Origin of the sequence: Pseudomonas sp. NPDC088368, assembly GCF_044753445.1 — a bacterium.
Classification (GTDB): Bacteria; Pseudomonadota; Gammaproteobacteria; order Pseudomonadales; family Pseudomonadaceae; genus Aquipseudomonas; species Aquipseudomonas bambusae.
Window position 1 is genome coordinate 218,187 of sequence record NZ_JBIVNG010000006.1, and the last position, 19,132, is coordinate 237,318.

A 19,132-nucleotide genomic window follows, 5' to 3' on the forward strand; every position below is an offset into this window, starting at 1 on the left:
TTTATTCTTCAAATTCATCAGTTGTAGGAGTGAGCTTGCTCGCGATTGCGTGATGTCAGGCGATATATTCGTTTCAGATATACCGCGATCGCGAGCAAGCTCACTCCTACAGGGGTCTTGTTACTTGACTGCACCAAACGACAGGCCACGAACCAGTTGTTTCTGGCTGATCCAGCCGAAGATCAGGATCGGCGCGCAGGCCAGGGTCGAGACCGCAGACAACTTGGCCCAGAACAGCCCCTCGGGACTTGAATACGAGGCGATCAGCGCGGTGAGCGGAGCGGCGTTGGACGAGGTAAGGTTCAGCGACCAGAACGCCTCGTTCCAGCACAGGATCAGCGACAGCAGCGCCGTCGAGGCCAAGCCGCCTTTGCAGATCGGGATCAGCACCTTGAAAATTTCCTGGCGCGTGGTGGCGCCGTCCAGCCGCGAGGCTTCGAGGATTTCTCCCGGAATGTCCTTGAAGTAGGTGTAAATCATCCAGACCACGATCGGCAGGTTGATCAGCGTGTAGATCGCGATCAGTGCCAGGCGCGAATCCAGCAGGCCGAATGTCTTGGCGAGCAGGTAAATCGGCATCAGCACACCCACCGGTGGCAGCATCTTGGTGGAGAGCATCCACAGCAGCGTGCTCTTGGTGCGTTTGGTCTCGAAGAACGCCATGGAGTAGGCGGCCGGGACCGAAATCAGCAGGCAGAGAATCGTCGCGCTAAAGGAAATCAGGATCGAGTTCCAGGCGAAGTGGAAGTAGTCGCTGCGCTCCTGGATGTGCAGGTAATTTTCCAGGGTCGGCGTGAAAAAGAACTGCGGCGGGGTGGCGAACGCGTCGATCTCGGTCTTGAAGCTGGTCAGCACCATCCAGAAGATCGGGAAGAAAATCAGCGCCGCGATCACCCACGACAAGGTGCCAAGCAGCACGCTTTGCAGGCGACGGGATTGTTTGAGCGTCATCATGACCTTGCCCTCAAGTCTTGTCGGTGAGGTTTTTGCCGATCATCCGGATCAGGATGATGGCGGCAATGTTGGCAATGACCACGGCAATCAAGCCGCCTGCCGATGCCATGCCCACGTCGAATTGCAACAGCGCCTGGTTGTAGATCAGGTACGCGAGGTTGGTCGAAGCGAAGCCCGGACCGCCGTTGGTGGTGGTGAAGATTTCCGCGAACACCGACAGCAGGAAGATGGTTTCGATCATCACGACGACAGCGATGGGGCGCGCGAGGTGGGGCAGGGTCAGGTGCCAGAAGATCGCGATGGGGCCCGCGCCGTCGAGACGCGCGGCTTCTTTCTGTTCCTGGTCCAGCGACTGCATGGCGGTCATCAGGATCAGGATGGCGAACGGCAGCCATTGCCACGACACGATGATGATGATCGACAGCATCGGGTAATTGGCGAGCCAGTCCACAGGCTGCGCGCCGAACAGCTTCCAGACCGCGGCGAGAATCCCCGAGACCGGGTGGAAAATCAGGTTCTTCCAGATCAGCGCACTGACGGTGGGCATGATGAAGAACGGCGAGATCAGCAGCACGCGCACGATGCCGCGACCGAGGAATTCAGTGGCTTCCAGCAGCGCGGAAATCAGCACGCCGAGGATCACGCTGATAGCCAGCACACTGCCGACCAGCAACAGGGTGTTCATCGCGCCGGGGAAAAAGCCCGAGTCGGTGACGAAGTACTGAAAGTTCTCAAGACCGACGAATTCATTCTCGCCGGGGTTGAGCAGGTTGTAGCGGATCAGCGAGAAATAGATGGTCATGCCCAGCGGGACGATCATCCAGACCAGCAGCAACAGCACCGATGGGCTGACCAGAAACCAGCCAGGCTTGGTAACGCTGCCTTTCTGTTGGTCTTTATCGCCAGCCGTGGCCGTGCGAGGGGGAAGGGTTGAGGTGTTCATGATGACTCCGAACCGGGGCAGTAGCTAAGCGGGGCAGCAGGGAGAAAATCCCCGCTGCTGCCTTGAAACAGACGGGATCAACCCTTTTTCGGGTAGCCCGCGCGTTTCATGTCACGCTCGGTCGCGCTTTGTGCCTGGGTCAGCGCAGCGTCCACGGTGGTCGAACCCACCAGTGCCGCCGAGAATTGCTGACCGACGTTGGTACCGATCTGCTGGAACTCGGGGATGGTCACCAGTTGAATGCCCACGTACGGAACCGGCTTCAGGGTCGGCGTTTTTGGCGTCACGGCCTTGAGGGATTCCAGGGTGATGTTGGCGAACGGCGCCGCTTTCTTGTAATCGTCGGTGTAGGTCGAGGCGCGAGTGCCTGGCGGTACGTTGGACACACCGTCAGTCTTCGCGACGAGTGCCGCGTACTCTTTCGACGTTGCCCACTCGGTGAACGCGCGAGCGTCCTTGTCGTTCTTGGCGCTGGTTGGAATCGCCAGGGCCCACGAGTACAGCCATGCCGAGCCTTTGTCGGTGACTTCGTGCGGCGCGTACGTGAAGCCGACGCTGTCCGCGACCTTGCTCTGGGATTTGTCGGTCACGAAGGAGCCGGCGACGCTGGCGTCGACCCAGATGGCGCACTTGCCGCTGTTGAACAGCGCCAGGTTTTCGTTGAAACCGTTACTGGAGGCGCCGGGAGGGCCGTCTTTCTTCATCACGTTGGTGTAGAAGGTCAGCGCGTTTTTCCACTCAGGCTGGTCGAACTGTGGTTTCCACTGCTCGTCGAACCAGCGCGCGCCAAAGGAGTTGGCGACGGTGCTGATCAGCGCCATGTTCTCACCCCAGCCGGCCTTGCCACGCAGGCAGATGCCGTACTGTTCTTTCGATTTGTCAGTGAGCTTGTCGGCGAATTCGGAAATCTGGGTCCAGGTCGGACGTTCCGGCATGGTCAGGCCAGCGGCCTGGAACAGGTCTTTGCGGTAATAGGTGATCGAACTTTCGGCGTAGAACGGCAGGGCGAACAGTTTGCCATCGACGGACAGGCCGTCACGCACCGATGGGAAAACGTCATCCAGCGCGTAGGACGCTGGCAGATCATTCATCTCTTTGAGCCAGCCCTTGGCGCCCCAGAGTGAGGCTTCGTACATGCCGATGGTCAACACGTCGAACTGGCCGCCCTTGGTGGCGATGTCCGTGGTCAGGCGTTGACGCAGCACGTTCTCTTCGAGGACGACCCATTTCAGTTTGATGTCGGGATGCTGTTCTTCGAAGGTTTTGGACAGCCGCTGCATGCGGATCATGTCGCTGTTGTTGACGGTGGCGATGGTGACGTCGCCCGCCGTTGCGCTGTTGCAGAGGGTCAAGCCGAGAGTGAGACAGGTGCCAGCGAGCAGAACGTTTGCAGAGGTCTTCATGTATCTCTCCTCTTCTGCGCCCAATGAACGACAGAAGCTTGGTTATTGTTGTTGTTCCTTCCGGAGTCTGGAGGAAGTCAGTTGATTACAACGGTCCGCACGGCCAATGACAAATCCTGCGGCGCACTTGAACTGATACTTTCTTGCACTGAGAGTTCAGGCAGCAATACACCAAAACTGCGTTCCGGCAGGGTGCGGCGCAGTTCCAGCGTAGTCGACGGGGGCGTAGAGGGGGCGAATCAGTACAGGTTTTGTTCGGTCAGGCGCTGCACGGCGAGGCGGCGATAGTGCGAGGGCGTCATGCCTTTGAGCTGCTGGAAGCGTCGGTTGAAGTTGGAAATATTATTGAAACCGGATTCGAAACACACGTCGGTGACCGGCTTGTCGCCGTCCGCCAACAATTCGCAGGACTTGCTGATCCGCAGCCGATTGACGAACTCGACGAACGTCCGGCCCGTGGCTTGCTTGAACACACGGGAGAAATAGGTGGGCTTCATGCCCAGGTAGTCCGCCACTTCTTCCAGGGTCAGTTCCCGGGCGTAATGGGTAAAAATGTAGTCCACGGCCTTGTTGGTGCGCTCGACGGCATGATCGTCCGACAGCTGTGAGGCCGTCGTTCCGGACAGCAGCTGGAAATCATCACTGGCCGCCAGCAGCTCGAACAGAATGAAGAAATGGCCCAGCCGGGTCATGCCGCTGGAATCGGCAATCTTCTGCATCAGCTTCATCGCCTGACGGATCGTGCGCTTGTCGCGAAACTCGATCCCGTACTGCGCGCGCTCCAGCAGCGGCGTCAGGGTTTTCAGCTCGGCAAACACCTGATTGCCGGTCTCCAGCAACTCTTCCGTGAAGTTCACCAGCATGTCGCGCTTGGGCACGACTTCGTCTTCTTCGACCTGGCTGATCCAGTTGTGCGGAAGATTGGGGCCGGTGAGAAACAGCGTGCCGGGGTAAAAATTGCCGATGTAATCCCCGACGAACACCTTGCCGGAACTCGCCACGATCAGGTGCAGCTCGTATTCCTTGTGAAAATGCCAGCGCACCAACGGGCACGGAAAACCATGCTCGCGGTAGATGATCGACAGGCCATTGTGATCGTCCATCAACTCATAGGACGGATCGGTGATTCTTGTTGTTTTGGTCATGCGGTTGCCGGAGTTCGGGGACGTGCGTGGGGGTAATGTGCACTATTTGCCCTCAGGAATACAGCCATGAGCACAGGCCGCGCTTTGCAACGACAGCCCAGGCGGTCACTATCCTGAGCGACAGCCTCAAGCGCCAATCCGGAACTGTTACCCCATGAAAAAAATCCTTGTCATCGGCATCGGCGCGGGCAATCCCGAGCACGTCACGGTTCAGGCGATCAAGGCGTTGAATCGGGCAACGGTGTTTTTCATTCTCGACAAGGGCTATGCCGACGAGGCGTTGTTGCGGCTGCGGCGGGAGATTTGCGAGCGCTATATCGAGGGTGACGCGTATCGACTGGTGCAGGTACAGGACCCTCGGCGTGAGGACGATCCTGTTTCGTATCAGAACGGTATTGAGCATTGGCATGAGCAGCGCGCGGCGTTGTTCGAGCGCTTGATCGCTGATGAGGTGAAGGCGGGCGAGACCGGCGGTTTCCTGGTGTGGGGCGACCCTGGGCTGTACGACAGCACGCTGCGGATTCTCGACCGGGTGCTGGCGCGGGGGAACGAGGTGTTCGGTGTCGAGGTGATTCCGGGGATCACCAGCGTGCAGGCGCTGGTGGCGCAGCATGGGATTCCCTTGAACCGGATCGGCGAGCCCATTCAGATCACCACAGGGCGCCGGCTGGCCCAGGCATCAGGTGATGACATTGATAACGTGGTGGTGATGCTCGATGCCCACTGTTCGTTCGAGCGCTTCGTCGCGCAGGACCTTTACATCTACTGGGGCGCGTACCTTGGGACCGAGGACGAGGTCCTGATTTCAGGGCCGTTGAGAGACGTGAGCGAGCGGATCAAGCAGACGCGGGAAGCGGCGAGGGCAAGAAAGGGGTGGATCATGGACACCTATCTGCTGCGGCGTCACATGCGCTGACTTTGCCACGGGCACAGTGCTAACTGTGGGAGCGAATTCATTCGCGAACAGATCGTGCAGGCGACAGAGATGTATCGTCTGTTCTATCGATTCGCGAATGAGTTCGCTCCCACCGTAAATCTCTAGCGTGCATCCAATCGCGGCAGACCCGAAGAAAATGCTGTCGTCTGATCCACCCTAACCGACGGCATCCGCGTAACGAAAGGGGCTCACTCCCTGCGATTCTTCGCTTCGATCCACTGCGACATGTACTGCGTGCTTTTGTGCTGATGATGTCGGAGCATCGCGCCAGTGAAGTTGGCGGCACGATGGGCTGTCAGATCGCTTAGCAGCTGCAGGATGCGCTCAATCAGCGTCTTGCAATGCACCTCGAACCGAAAGCGCGCGTCCAGCACCTGCCAGCCCGCCGACTGCGCCTGATCCCAGGCGGCCCGATCGGTATACAGTCGAACGGCTTCAGCGGCCAACCCTTGAGCATCCCACGCCACGGCACCGGGAAACGGCAGCTCGCCATGCATCCCCTCGGCCCCGATGGGGGTGGTCACCGTCGGCGTGCCGCAGGCCATCGCGTCCATCACCTTGCCCTTGATGCCGGCGCCAAATCGCAGCGGAGCGAGGGACACCCGCGCCGCTGACATCACCTCAAGCGCATCCTCGGCCCAATTCTTGATGTGAAACCCTTGTGCCGCATTGTGCAATGCCGTGGCCTTGGGCGGCGTGTACGCGCCATACACATGCAGCTGCGCGCTTGGCAGGCGTTGGCGAATCAGCGGCCAGATCGCGTTCTTTAGCCACAAAACGGCATCCCAGTTGGGCGCATGGCGGAAGTTGCCGATGGTCAGGAAGTGTTCGCGCTCGTCATAACCCCGTCCACGGGAGGGCACGTCGCGGAGCATCAACGGGCAAAGGTGCAGCAATTCGGCGGGCGCCCGGAAATGCCCGGTCAGCAGATCGATTTCGACCTCGGACACCACCAGATTCAGGTCGCAGCGATAAAACGAGGCAACTTCCCGCTGGGCCAGATCGGACACCGCCATGCGCTTGAACATCTCGGCGTCGGGCTCAGCCAACAGGGCGTCGGAACAGTCCTCGCCCGCCTTGATCACGTCCTTGAGCATCTGGTGCCGGGCATGGCGCAAACTCTGCAAATCGCAGGTTTCCATCACGCGCAGCGCGTTGGGCGCGTGTTTCTCGACTCGCCAGCCGAACTGCTCCTCCATCAGGAACTGATCGAACAGCACCACCTCAGGTTGAAGTTCGGCGACGAAGCTGTCGAAGCGGCTGTCGTTCACGGCGATGGCCACTTCATTGATGCCCAGGCTCGCCAGATCAGCGCGGCGCTCACCCTCGGTGGCCGCGCTGGCAAACGTGATGCGCCAGCCCTGTTCGAGAAAGCAGTCGATCAGTTGCATGACATGGCCGCTGGCGGCCGAAGAGCGTGGCTCCGGCCACACGTAACCGATGATCAGGACATGAAGGGCGCGCGTGGCCGGGGAGGGAAGGTCACTTGCCAAGGATGCCGTTGACCTTGTCACGCAGTTGATCGATGGAGAACGGCTTGCCGATCAGGTGCATCCCGGGCGGCACGTCGATGTTTTCCGCATAGCCACTGGCGAACAGCACCGGCAGCGTCGGGCGCAGCACGGCCGCCTGTTTTGCCAGTTCGGTGCCGTCCATGTCCGGCAGGCCCTTGTCCGTCATCATCAAATCAATGACGTTGCCGCTGTCCTTCAGGAAGGCCAACGCTTCGCTGCCATCGGCCGCTTCGAGCACGGTGTACTCAAGCTCTTCGAGCACGTCGACGATCAACATCCGGACGATGTCATCATCTTCAACCACCAGAATCGTGCTGGTTGGGTCGGACATGAAAATTTCCTTCAAATGGCGAGAGACGGACCGGGCGACTTTCGCCCGGTCTGCTAAAAAATAAAGCCAGTGATTGTGACAAGTTCCAGGCGCCAAAAACACAATTCAGTTGAGTGTGATAGCGCGAGGGAATCACTCGAACGTATAGTACGCCGACTTTTGCCTTCTGACTAAAGTCAGAAAATTCAGCCGTGTATGTCAGAAACTGGAGTCTTTTTCTGAACATTGCGGCAAACTCCGTGGTTTAGCCGAATCCGCCCTGGGCCCTTGCGATGATCCAAACCTCTGCAGTCGATGAGCAACGTTTCCGCAAACTTTTAAGCCGCAACGTCAGTTTGCCCCTGGCTGTCGGGGTGCTCAGTGCCGCTTTCTTCGTCATTCTGATCACTTACCTGCTCTCGGCCATCCAGTGGGTCGAGCACACGGACCGGGTGATTAACAACATCAACCGGTCGTTGAAACTGTCGGTGGACATGGAAACCGGCATGCGCGGTTTCCTGCTGACGGGCGACGAGCGTTTCCTGGACCCCTACGAGGTGGCCAAGCCGAGCATTATCGCCGAGCTCAATGGCCTGGAGGAGCTGGTCGCCGATAACCCGGATCAGGTCGACCGCTTCAAGCGCCTGTCGGCCATGCAGGAGTCCTGGAACCAGTTCGCCCTCGAGATGATTTCCTTGCGTCGCAACGGCGGGGATTACTCTACCCCTATCCAGAATCGACGGGGCAAGCGCCTCACCGACGAGATTCGTGATCAATACGATCAGGCCGCGAACATCGAGCACCAGTTGCGTCTGACCCGGAATACTGAAGTCACCCGCACCACGATCATTTCGGTCTCGCTGTACATCGCCTTCATCCTGATCGTCAGCGGCATCCTGGCGTGGGTCGGTCGCCGCGACATGACGGCGCTCTCGACCAATTACGCCGATAACCTCAAGGCCCAGCAGGAAGATGCCGAGCGTCTGGCCCACGTGGCCTGGCTGCGCAACGGTCAGAGCGAACTGGCCGAGCAGGTGATTGGCCAACTGACCCTGAACCTGTTAGGGCGCAACGTGTTGCAATTCTTCGCTCAATACCTGGGCGCGGTGGTGGCGGCGGTTTACGTGCGTCAGGAGCACGGTGGACTGGTCCGCGTGGCGTCTCATGGCTTCTCTCGCCAGCAAGAATTGCAGGAACAATCGATTTACAGCGGCGAAGGCGTTGTCGGTAAGTCCGCCGAACAGGATGAAATCATCACCCTCAACAACGTGCCGATGGACTATTTCAAGGTCTCGTCGGGTCTGGGCGAAGGCTCGCCACGCAGCGTGATCGTTGTGCCGACCAGCAACGATGATCAGGTCAACGGCGTGATCGAACTGGGCTTCTTGCGTGAGCTGACCGAGCGCGACGTCGAGTTCCTCGAACTGGTGGCCGACAACGTTGGCACGTCCATCGAGGCCGCGCGTTATCGTCAGCGTCTCCAAGAAGTGCTGGCCGAGACCCAACAGCTCAACGAAGAACTGCAAGTGCAGCAAGAAGAGCTGCGCACCGCCAACGAAGAGCTGGAAGAGCAGTCGCGGATTCTGAAGGAGTCCCAGGCGCACCTTGAAACCCAGCAAGCCGAGCTGGAGCAGACCAACGAGCAACTGGCTGAGCAGAGCAAAGCCCTGGCCGATCAACGCGATGCGCTGGACCGCAACAACGAAGAGCTCAATATCGCGCAGGTCGAGCTGGAAGCCCGCGCCGATGAATTGCAGCGTTCGAGCAAGTACAAATCCGAATTCCTCGCCAACATGTCCCACGAACTGCGCACGCCGCTGAACAGTTCGTTGATTTTGGCGAAGCTGCTGGCCGAGAACCCCCAAGACAACCTGACCGACGAGCAAGTGACCTTCGCCGAGTCGATCTACTCGGCGGGCAATGATCTGCTGAACCTGATCAACGACATCCTCGACATCTCCAAGGTCGAAGCCGGCAAGCTCGACATGCGCCCGGAAAACAGCAGCGTCAGCCGCCTGGTGGACAGCCTGCGCATGACCTTTCAGCCGATTGCCGCCGACAAGCAGTTGCAGTTCACCGTCGAGGTTCAGCCGGGCGCGCCGGTGTCGCTGTACACCGACCGCCAGCGTCTGGAGCAGATCCTCAAAAACCTGCTGTCCAACGCCATCAAGTTCACTGAAACCGGTTCGGTCAGCCTGACCGTGTCCCGTCAGCCAGGTGAAGGCATTGCCTTCACGGTGCGCGATTCCGGCATCGGCATCGCCCCGGATCAGCAGGAAAGCATCTTCGAGGCCTTCCGTCAGGCGGACGGCACCACCAACCGGCGCTACGGCGGCACCGGCCTGGGGCTGTCGATTTCCCGGGATCTGGCGCGTCTATTGGGCGGTTCGATTTCGGTCACCAGTGAGCCGGGGCAAGGCAGTATTTTCACCCTGGTGCTGCCGGAGGAATACGTCGAGCACGGGCAATTCGTCGAAGAGCCGCCAGCCGCTGCCCACGCGGCACCGGCTTCCGCGCCAGCGCCCACGATCGCCGCCAAGTCCGCACCGCCTGCCGAGGCCGTGCCACGCTTCGCCGACGACCGCGACAAAGCGCCGTTCAGCAAACGCTGCATTCTGGTCATCGAGGACGAAGTGCGCTTCGCCCACATCCTCTACGACCTGGCCCACGAGCTGGGCTACCACTGCCTGGTGGCTCACGCTGCCGACGAAGGTTTCGACCTGGCGTCGAATTATCTGCCGGACGCCATCCTCCTGGACATGCGCCTGCCAGACCATTCGGGTCTGACCGTGCTGCAACGTTTGAAAGAGATGCCGACCACGCGCCACATTCCGGTCCACGTGATTTCCGTCGAAGACCGTCAGGAAGCGGCGTTGCAAATGGGCGCCATCGGTTACGCCGTCAAGCCGACCACCCGCGAAGAACTCAAGGACGTGTTCGCCCGTCTGGAAGCCAAGCTCACCCAGAAAGTGAAGCGCGTGCTGCTGGTGGAAGACGACGCCCTACAACGCGACAGCATTGCCCGTCTGATCGGCGACGACGACATCGAAATCACCGCCGTCGGCTTTGCCCAGGACGCGCTGGAGCTGCTGCGCGACAACGCCTACGACTGCATGATCATCGACCTGAAACTGCCGGACATGCTCGGCAACGACCTGCTCAAGCGCATGTCCACCGATGAAATCTGCGCGTTCCCGCCGGTCATCGTTTACACCGGGCGCAACCTGACCCGCGACGAAGAAGCCGAGCTGCTCAAGTATTCGCGCACCATCATCATCAAGGGCGCGCGTTCCCCCGAGCGCCTGCTGGACGAGGTCACGCTGTTCCTGCACAAGGTCGAATCGCAGCTATCGAACGAACGGCAGAAGATGCTCAAGACCGCCCGCAGCCGAGACCGGGTGTTCGAAGGCCGCAAGATCCTGGTGGTGGACGACGACGTGCGCAACATCTTCGCCCTCACCAGCGCGCTGGAACACAAGGGCGCCATCGTCGAGGTGGGCCGCAACGGCTTCGAAGCGATCGAAAAGCTCAACACGGTGGATGACATCGACCTGGTGCTGATGGACGTGATGATGCCCGAGATGGATGGCTTCGAGGCAACCACGCAGATTCGCAAGGACCCCCGCTGGCGCAAGCTGCCCATCATCGCCGTGACAGCCAAAGCCATGAAGGACGATCAGGAGCGCTGCCTGCAAGCGGGCTCCAACGACTACCTGGCCAAGCCGATCGACCTTGATCGTCTGTTCTCATTGATCCGCGTGTGGCTGCCGAAAATGGAACGTATCTGAATGGATTGGATCAATTGACCACGCCCGTAGAAAGACCAGGTTTGACCGATGGCCCATGAGCGAAACACCGAGATCGAGCTGCGTTTGCTCATCGAGGCGATTTACCTGAAGTACAGCTATGATTTTCGCGATTACTCGGGCGCGTCGGTCAAACGACGCGTTGCTCATGCGTTGCGTCATTTTGAGTTGAACACCATTTCCGCGCTGCAGGAGCGCGTGCTGCATGACCCGTCGGCGTTCATGCAGCTCCTGCAATTCCTGACGATCCCGGTCAGCGAGATGTTTCGCGACCCGTCGCACTTTCTGGCAATCCGTCAGGAAGTCGTGCCGCTGCTCAAGACCTATCCCTCGCTGAAAATCTGGATTGCAGGGTGCAGCACGGGGGAAGAGGTGTATTCGATGGCGATCCTGCTGCGTGAGGAAGGGCTGCTGGACCGCACGATCATCTACGCCACCGACATCAACCCCAGCTCGCTGGAAAAGGCCAAGCAGGGGATTTTTTCCATGGAGAACGTTCGCGGCTACAACGAGAATTACCTGAAAGCGGGCGGCAAGCGGGTGTTTTCCGAGTACTACACGGCCGCCTACGATTACGCGATTTTCGACAAGACCCTGCGGGAGAACGTGACCTTCGCCGACCACAGCCTGGCCACTGACAGCGTGTTTTCCGAGACGCACCTGATATCCTGTCGCAATGTGCTGATCTACTTCAACAAGAAGCTGCAGGACCGGGCGTTCGGGCTGTTTCACGAATCCCTGTGTCATCGCGGCTTTCTGGTGCTGGGCAGCAAGGAAACTCTGGAGTTTTCCGGTTTCAAGGATCAATTCGAACCCTTGGTCAAACAAGAGCGGATTTATCGAAAATCATGAGAACGACGTTTTCGGGCGCCCAGTTGGACTTGCCAGCGTTACCCAGGGTCGATGCGATTGTCATCGGCGCTTCCGCGGGTGGGGTCGAGGCGCTGTTGAAGATATTCAGGCCGCTGCGCAAAGGCTTCAAGCTGCCAATCGTAGCGGTGCTGCATTTGCCCGATGAGCGCCGCAGCCTGTTGGCCGAAGTGTTCGCGGCGCAATTGGCGATTCCGGTCAAGGAAGCCGATGACAAGGAAAGCATCGCGCCCGGCACGCTGTATTTCGCCGGGCCCGGTTACCACCTGTCTGTGGAAGCAGACAAAACGTTTTCGTTCAGCCAGGAAGAACGGGTGTATCACTCACGCCCCAGCATCGACATTCTCTTCGAATCCGCTGCGGACGCTTATGATGCGCGGCTTGCCGGGGTGTTGTTGACCGGTGCCAACAACGATGGTGCCAAGGGAATGGCACGAATCAAGGAATACGGTGGTCTTACCGTGGTCCAGGACCCTGCCGACGCGTTGGCGCGAACGATGCCCGACGCTGCGCTGGCCCTGCACACACCGGACTTTCTCCTGCCTTTGCCCGACATTGGCCTGTTGCTTGTCGAGCTGGAACGAATTGCATGCTGAGTGAAATAAAAGCCAAGTTGCTGATCGTCGACGATCTGCCGGAAAACCTCCTGGCGCTCGAAGCATTGATCAAGCGCGAAGACCGCCAGGTGTTCAAGGCGCTGTCCGCCGACGAAGCGTTGTCGCTGTTGTTGGAGCATGAATTCGCCATGGCGATCCTCGACGTGCAGATGCCGGGCATGAACGGGTTCGAGCTGGCCGAGATGATGCGCGGCACCGAAAAGACCAAAAGCATTCCCATCGTGTTCGTCAGCGCCGCTGGCCGCGAACTGAACTACGCGTTCAAGGGTTACGAGAGCGGCGCGGTGGACTTCCTGCACAAGCCGCTGGATATCCACGCGGTAAAGAGCAAGGTCAACGTCTTCGTCGACCTGTATCGCCAGCGCAAGGCGATGAAACAGCAGGTCGATGAGCTGGAGCGCAGCCGTCAGGAGCAGGAAGCGCTGCTGCGCGAATTGAAATCCACCCAGAACGAGCTGGAACACGCGATTCGCATGCGCGACGACTTCATGTCGATCGTGTCCCACGAAGTGCGCACACCGCTCAACGGGCTGATCCTGGAAACCCAGCTGCGCAAGTTGCACCTGGCCAAGGACAACGCGTCGGCGTTCAGCATGGACAAGCTCAAAGCCATGGTCGAGCGCGACGAGCGGCAGATTCAGAGCCTCATCCGCCTGATCGAGGACATGCTCGACGTGTCGCGCATTCGCACCGGCAAACTGTCGATCCGCACCAGCGCGTTCGACCTGTCCGAGCTGGTGGTCAATCTGGTGGAAAGCTACTCGGCGCAGATCGCAGCGGCGGAAAGTGTGGTCACGTTGCACGCTGCCACACCGGTGATCGGCATCTGGGACGAATTCCGCATCGAGCAGGTGATGGCCAATCTGCTGACCAATGCCCTGCGCTACGGCGCGCACAAGCCTATCGAGGTGCGGGTGTACAGCGAAGGCGGCGAGGCGCGGGTCGAGGTCAAGGATCAGGGCATCGGCATCAGCGTTGAAAACCAGAAGCGCATCTTTCAGCAGTTCGAGCGCGTCTCGGCCAGCCATGCGGTCAACGGGCTGGGGTTGGGCCTGTTCATATCCGACCAGATTGTCGCGGCCCACAACGGTACGATCACCGTGGAAAGCGAAGAGGGCTGCGGCTCGACCTTCCGCGTCAGCCTGCCGTTGTAAACGCCCGTTTGGCCCGCCAGCCGCGGGCCAGAGCGATGTGTTGAGGGATGTTGACGCTTGCGTTGAAACAGCGACGACCGTCCGGGTAAATATCTGATTTTTCTGCGCAACCTCCAGAGCGGGCCATGGTCGTAATGGCAGCTATTTATAAGATTGAAGGCGTTCCAATGAGCTCTGATGCTGAAAATGTCGTACTGATCGTCGAAGACGAGCCGCTGATCCTGATGCTGCTGTCCGACTATCTGTCAGGGGAGGGTTATCGGGTGTTGCAGGCGGAAAACGGCGAACAGGCCTTCGAAATCCTCGCCACCAAGCCGCACCTGGACCTGATGATCACCGACTATCGCCTGCCAGGCGGTGTGTCAGGGGTGATGATCGCCGAGCCTGCGGTCAAGCTGCGACCGGAACTGAAGGTCATTTTCATCAGCGGCTACCCGGCGGAAATCATCGAGACTGGCAGCCCCATCGTCGGCAAGGTGCCCATTCTGGCCAAGCCGTTCACCATGGAAACGCTGCATTCGAAGATTCAGAGTTTGTTGAATTGAAGCTCAGCGCAATCCTGCTTCTGCCCTAATGTGATCGCACCACTGTCCGGCTTATGCCCGAAGGGCGTGGGAGTGCCGGGGTGGCGCTCCACCTTGCCTGCGATCTGTTGCGAAGCGACAGCAAATCTTGTTTGTGAGGTTCGTCTGACACAGCGGGGTATCCGGTTTTACTGCCGGTGCCCTGCAGATCGTAGGCAAGCCAACTCCCACGGCCTTCGGCCAGAATCAACCGCTTGACCGCGGTTCAGCATGAAGCCGATCACCCCTCGATCATTTCCCGCACCTTCGCCGTCAACTGATCAAACGCAAACGGCTTGGTGATCATCTGCATTCCGTCTTCCAGAAACCCGGCCCGCGTGCCGGCGTTTTCCGCATAGCCGGTGATGAACAGCACCCTGAGCTCAGGCCGTAACTGCCGTCCAATGTCCGCCAATTGACGGCCGTTCATACCAGGCAGGCCGACGTCGCTGATCATCAAGTCGATGCGCTGGCCGGATTCGAGAATCGGCACGGCGCCCACCGCATCCGCGGCTTCCAGATACCCGTAACCTAATTCACTCAGCACCTGGCTGACCAATGCGCGCACGGCGGGGTCGTCTTCCACGATGAGAATGGTCTCGCCTTCGCGGGCTTCCACGGCCTTCTGATCCGCGCCAAGGTCTTCCGCGTCCTTGTCGCCATGAAAGCGCGGCAGAAACAGTTGCACGGTGGTGCCGTGGCCCACTTGGCTTTCGATCGACACATGGCCGCGAGACTGCTTGGTGAATCCGTAGATCATCGACAGGCCCAACCCGGTGCCCTGACCGATCGGCTTGGTGGTGAAGAACGGGTCGAATGCCCGGCTGATCACGTTTTCGGGCATGCCGCAGCCGGTGTCGGTCACGCTGAGCACCACGTAATCACCGGGCAGCAGGTTTTCGTAGGCGTTGGTGAAGGTGCGGTCGAGCTTGCGGTTGAAGGTCTCGATCATCAGCATGCCGCCGTTGGGCATGGCATCCCGGGCGTTGAGCACAAGATTGAGCAGCGCGCTTTCGAGCTGGTTCGGGTCGGCCTCGGCGGTCCAGAGGGCCGGTTCAAGGCACATGTCCAGGCGCACGCTCTCGTTAACGCTGCGGTGCAATAACTCGCCCATGGAATTGACCAGCCCGTTCATCTCCACCGGCTTCGAATCCAGCGACTGTCGACGAGAGAATGCCAGAAGACGATGGGTCAGGGCGGCGGCGCGGTTGGCCGAGGTCACGCCCAGGTCGATCAGTCCGTCGAGGTCGTCGATCCGGCCCTTGGCGATGCGGCGCCGCAACAATTCAAGGCTGCCGATGATGCCGGTGAGCATGTTGTTGAAGTCGTGGGCAATGCCGCCGGTGAGTTGGCCAACGGCCTCCATCTTCTGCGATTGGCGCAACACCTCCTCGTTGTGGCGCAACTGGGAGGTGCGTTCTTCGACTTGCTGTTCGAGGGTTTCATTGAGTTGGCGCAGCTGGGTCTCGGCGAGCTTGCGCTCGGTAATGTCCGACGTCACGCCTGCCAGCAGGCTGACCCGACCGTTGCGTGCGCGGAGGGCGCGGGCACGCACATCGACCCAGTGAAGCGAGCCGTCCGGCCAGACGTTACGGTATTCGATGATGAAGTCGTCGCCGGTGTCCAGGCTGCGCTGCAATGCCGACTGCATGCGCGGCTGGTCGGCGGCGTACACCGACTCCAGCCACTCGTGATACGAGAAGGGCGCGTGTTCGTCGCGGCCAAAGTGACTTTTGCTGATGTCCGAGCAGTCCAGCCCTAGAAACTCGGCCTCCAGTTGCCACGACCCCAGGCGTCCGGCCTTGAGCGCGTGTTGCAAGCGTTGCTCGCTTTCCAGCAGGTCTTCCATGCGGCTGCGGGCGTCGTACTGGCGACGGCGTCCGCGCACGGCGGTGGTGACCAGACTGACCAGCGTCGCCGGGTGAAACGGGCGCTCCAGAAACGTGACGTTGCCGAGCAGCTTGCCGAGGCGCGATGAGGGGTTTTGTTCCGGACCGCCGTGGTGGGTGAGCAGCACGATGGGCAGGTCCGACCACGGCGCCTGATTACTCAACAGGCTCAGCAAGGGGTTCAGATCGACCCCGCGCAGCGCCTCATCGGCGACGATGGCCAGGCCCGCGCCGGAAATCATCTCCTTGCACAGACCGGCCAGATCATGGGTGATGAGCGCCGGGAACCCTGCTTCTTGCAGGATTCTCAAGGCGATCTGACTGTCCCGACCCCGAGGGGCCAGGATAATGGCGCGTTCCGACAGCTGTCCCGGTGTACTCACACGTCCTCGTCCCGTAACAGCGGATTGCTCTCGCCATAGTAATGGGGCACGCCGCGCAGCACGCCTTGAAAGGCTTCCAGCGGTGCGCCGATGGTCATGCCAGAGCCACTGATGCGGTATTCGCGAATGGTTGACTCATGGGTGCCCGTGCGTTTCTTGATGATCGAAATGGCGCGACGGACTTTGCCAAGCGCTTCGAAATAACGCAACAGAATCACGGTGTCGGCGAGGTAGGTAATGTCTACCGGCGCACGCATGTCGCCCACCAGACCGTGTTGGGCCACCGTCATGAACGTCGAGGCGCCTTGGCGATTGAGGTAGAGCAGCAGCTCGTGCATGTGCAGCACCAGCGCATTTTCTTCCGGCATCGCGGCCTGATAGCCGTTGAGGCTGTCGATCACCACCGTGCGAATGCCTTTCTCGTCCACGCTGCGGCGCACCCGATGAGAGAACTCGCCTGGCGAGAGTTCGGCGGCGTCCACCTGCTCGATCAGCAGGTTCCCGGTTGCTTGCAATGCCTTCAGATCGATGCCCATCTTCCTCATGCGTTCGAACAGCAGGCCCATTTCTTCATCGAAAATGAACAGCCCGACTTTTTCACCACGGGCCACGGCGGCCGCTGCGAACACCAGCGCGATCAGCGATTTGCCGGTCCCGGCCGGGCCAAGAATCAGCGTGCTGGAACCGCTGTCGATGCCGCCGCCCAGCAAGGCGTCCAGTTCGGAAATGCCGCTGCCGAGTTGCGAACTCAGGTAACTGTTGCGGTGTTCAGCCGCGACCAGGCGCGGGAAGACGTGGATGCCGTCGGCCATGATGTTGAAGTCGTGATAGCCGCCACGGTACTTCTGCCCGCGATACTTGACCACCCGCAGGCGGCGACGCTCGGCGCCATAGGACGGGGTCAGCTCTTCCAGGCGGATGACGCCGTGGGCCACGCTGTGCACGGTCTTGTCCAGGGATTCGGTGGTCAGGTCGTCGAGCAGGATCACCGTCGCGTCGTAGCGGGCGAAGTAGTGCTTGATCGCCAGAATCTGCCGACGGTAACGCAACGAGCTTTGCGCCAGCAGACGGATTTCAGACAGGCTGTCGATGACCACCCGCGACGGCCGTACGCGCTCGACCACTTCGAAAATCTGCTTGGTGGCTTCGCCCAGCTCAAGGTCTGACGAGTACAGCAGGCTCTGCTGATGCTCGGCGTTGAGCAAGTCTTCCGGAGGTGTGAGCTCGAACACCTCAATGTGTTCATCAAGTTCCCAGGCATGGGAGCGGGCGCCTTCGCGCAACTCACGCTCGGTCTCGGACAGCGTGATGTAAAGACAGCGTTCACCCGCCATTGCGCCTGCCAACAGAAATTGCAGCGCCACGGTGGTCTTGCCGGTTCCGGGTTCTCCTTCGAGAAGAAAGACATGGCTGCGCGAAAGACCACCCGCAAGGATGTCGTCCAGGCCCACGATGCCGGTTGCCGCTTTTGATGTAGTCAAGAATCGCCCTCTTGCGACCTAAAAAAGAGTGGGGGTCGATCAGTGATCGATGACCCTGGGCAACGGCAAACACTGCGTGATTGCGGTGCTTGGCTGCCATGTCTCTGGACCATGGCTGTACTTGGCGGTTCACTTTTTCTGGATGGCAGCATGATGTTGCGCAACGCCGGGGAGCCTGCGCCGTCCACTTTCGAGTCCGGCAAATGGCGCAACCGTAGCCTGTTGCGTCCTGATCGTCTTGATATAGTCCGGCGTCTGGAGCTTTCACCCATCGCAGGCCATTCAAGGATCATCGCCGTGTCCGACTACAGCGCTTTCAAGGTCGAGTTGACCGACCATATCGCCCACGTGCAAATCAATCGCCCGGAAAAGATCAACGCCATGAATGCGGCATTCTGGAGCGAAATCATCGACATTTTCCAGTGGGTCGAGGACACCGATGACGTGCGTGTGGTGGTCCTCAGTGGCGCCGGCAAGCATTTCTCGTCGGGCATCGATTTGATGATGCTCGCCTCGGTGGCCAACGAGTTGGGCAAGGATGTGGGTCGCAACGCGCGCTTGCTGCGGCGCAAGATTCTGCAGATGCAGGAATCCTTCAGTGTGGTGGACCGTTGCAGCAAGCCGGTGCTGGCGGCCGTTCAGGGTTACTGCATCGGTGGCGCCATCGACCTGATCAGCGCCTGTGACATGCGCTATGCGGCGGACGACGCGCTGTTCTCCATTCGCGAGATCGACATGGGCATGGCCGCTGACGTCGGCACCCTGCAACGCCTGCCGCGCCTGATCGGTGACGGCATGATGCGGGAAATGGCCTACACCGGACGCAACGTCAAAGCGGACGAAGCGCTCCGCATCGGTCTGGTCAATCGCACGTACGTCGATCAGGCGCAATTATTGGACGGTGTGTTCACCATCGCCCGCGAAATCGCCGCCAAATCCCCGATTGCCGTCAGCGGCAGCAAGCGCATGATCGGCTATATGCGCGATCACAGTGTCGATGACGGGCTTGAATACGTTGCCACCTGGAACGCTGCCATGTTGCAATCGGCAGACTTGAAGCTGGCGATGGTCGCCCACATGGGCAAGCAGAAGCCGGTTTTCGACAATTGACCGTGATTTTCAACAGGCAGGCTCCTGCCGCCTCTGGGCCCTGATTCTCTACG

General features: G+C 59.8%; 15 protein-coding genes. 7 read left to right on the plus strand and 8 right to left on the minus strand.

Annotated features, from left to right (window positions below):
* Positions 1–120: 120 nt before the first annotated feature.
* The 4 genes from ACIQAL_RS15080 to ACIQAL_RS15095 all read right to left on the minus strand — a co-directional run bounded on the left by ACIQAL_RS15080 (position 121) and on the right by ACIQAL_RS15095 (position 4,445).
* Positions 121–954 (minus strand): carbohydrate ABC transporter permease, encoded by an 834-nt coding sequence (locus ACIQAL_RS15080; RefSeq protein WP_401146676.1) that lies wholly within the window; start codon positions 952–954, stop codon positions 121–123.
* Between the two features lie 10 nt (positions 955–964).
* Positions 965–1,897 (minus strand): carbohydrate ABC transporter permease, encoded by a 933-nt coding sequence (locus tag ACIQAL_RS15085; RefSeq protein WP_401146678.1) that lies wholly within the window; start codon positions 1,895–1,897, stop codon positions 965–967.
* 77 nt (positions 1,898–1,974) lie between these two features.
* Entirely contained in the window at positions 1,975–3,300 is a 1,326-nt protein-coding gene (locus ACIQAL_RS15090; protein ID WP_341964288.1) for a sugar ABC transporter substrate-binding protein, read from the minus strand.
* Positions 3,301–3,539: 239 nt separating this feature from the next.
* Complete coding sequence (locus ACIQAL_RS15095) at positions 3,540–4,445, minus strand: AraC family transcriptional regulator (RefSeq protein ID WP_341964289.1); 906 nt, start codon at positions 4,443–4,445, stop codon at positions 3,540–3,542.
* Positions 4,446–4,599: 154 nt separating this feature from the next.
* Here ACIQAL_RS15095 and cobF point away from each other — a divergent pair, with 154 nt between their 5' ends.
* Positions 4,600–5,361 carry a precorrin-6A synthase (deacetylating) gene (gene cobF, locus ACIQAL_RS15100; RefSeq protein ID WP_401146682.1) on the plus strand — a complete coding sequence of 254 codons (762 nt, stop codon included), beginning with the start codon at positions 4,600–4,602 and terminating at the stop codon, positions 5,359–5,361.
* A 209-nt stretch (positions 5,362–5,570) separates the two neighbouring features.
* Here the strand turns inward: cobF and ACIQAL_RS15105 are convergent, their stop codons facing one another.
* Complete coding sequence (locus ACIQAL_RS15105) at positions 5,571–6,773, minus strand: glycosyltransferase family 4 protein (protein ID WP_401147138.1); 1,203 nt, start codon at positions 6,771–6,773, stop codon at positions 5,571–5,573.
* 91 nt (positions 6,774–6,864) lie between these two features.
* Positions 6,865–7,227, minus strand: coding sequence for a response regulator (locus ACIQAL_RS15110; RefSeq protein WP_341964293.1), 363 nt, complete (start codon positions 7,225–7,227; stop codon positions 6,865–6,867).
* A gap of 272 nt (positions 7,228–7,499) precedes the next feature.
* Between ACIQAL_RS15110 and ACIQAL_RS15115 the strand changes: the two genes are divergently transcribed.
* The 5 genes from ACIQAL_RS15115 (at position 7,500) to ACIQAL_RS15135 (ending at position 14,198) form a co-directional block, all read left to right on the plus strand.
* The gene (locus tag ACIQAL_RS15115; protein WP_401146684.1) at positions 7,500–10,994 is read left to right on the plus strand and encodes a response regulator; all 3,495 of its coding nucleotides are present in this window, start codon (positions 7,500–7,502) and stop codon (positions 10,992–10,994) included.
* Between the two features lie 48 nt (positions 10,995–11,042).
* Positions 11,043–11,864, plus strand: coding sequence for a protein-glutamate O-methyltransferase CheR (locus ACIQAL_RS15120; protein WP_341964295.1), 822 nt, complete (start codon positions 11,043–11,045; stop codon positions 11,862–11,864).
* Entirely contained in the window at positions 11,861–12,478 is a 618-nt protein-coding gene (locus ACIQAL_RS15125; RefSeq protein ID WP_401146686.1) for a chemotaxis protein CheB, read from the plus strand. The genes ACIQAL_RS15120 and ACIQAL_RS15125 overlap by 4 nt, the downstream gene beginning before the upstream one ends.
* The gene (locus ACIQAL_RS15130) at positions 12,472–13,653 is read left to right on the plus strand and encodes an ATP-binding protein (protein ID WP_401146688.1); all 1,182 of its coding nucleotides are present in this window, start codon (positions 12,472–12,474) and stop codon (positions 13,651–13,653) included. Before ACIQAL_RS15125 ends, ACIQAL_RS15130 begins: the two co-directional genes overlap by 7 nt.
* 167 nt (positions 13,654–13,820) lie before the next feature.
* Positions 13,821–14,198 (plus strand): response regulator, encoded by a 378-nt coding sequence (locus ACIQAL_RS15135; protein WP_166595521.1) that lies wholly within the window; start codon positions 13,821–13,823, stop codon positions 14,196–14,198.
* Between the two features lie 259 nt (positions 14,199–14,457).
* On the opposite strand, the gene ACIQAL_RS15140 is transcribed toward ACIQAL_RS15135, so the two are convergent.
* Both ACIQAL_RS15140 and ACIQAL_RS15145 read right to left on the minus strand, forming a co-directional pair.
* Positions 14,458–16,488 carry a response regulator gene (locus tag ACIQAL_RS15140; protein WP_401146692.1) on the minus strand — a complete coding sequence of 677 codons (2,031 nt, stop codon included), beginning with the start codon at positions 16,486–16,488 and terminating at the stop codon, positions 14,458–14,460.
* Positions 16,485–17,969, minus strand: a complete 1,485-nt coding sequence (locus ACIQAL_RS15145; protein WP_401146694.1) for an ATPase domain-containing protein — start codon at positions 17,967–17,969, stop codon at positions 16,485–16,487. Before ACIQAL_RS15145 ends, ACIQAL_RS15140 begins: the two co-directional genes overlap by 4 nt.
* A 297-nt stretch (positions 17,970–18,266) precedes the next feature.
* Between ACIQAL_RS15145 and ACIQAL_RS15150 the strand changes: the two genes are divergently transcribed.
* Entirely contained in the window at positions 18,267–19,079 is an 813-nt protein-coding gene (locus ACIQAL_RS15150) for a crotonase/enoyl-CoA hydratase family protein (RefSeq protein ID WP_341964537.1), read from the plus strand.
* The last annotated feature ends 53 nt before the right edge of the window (positions 19,080–19,132 follow it).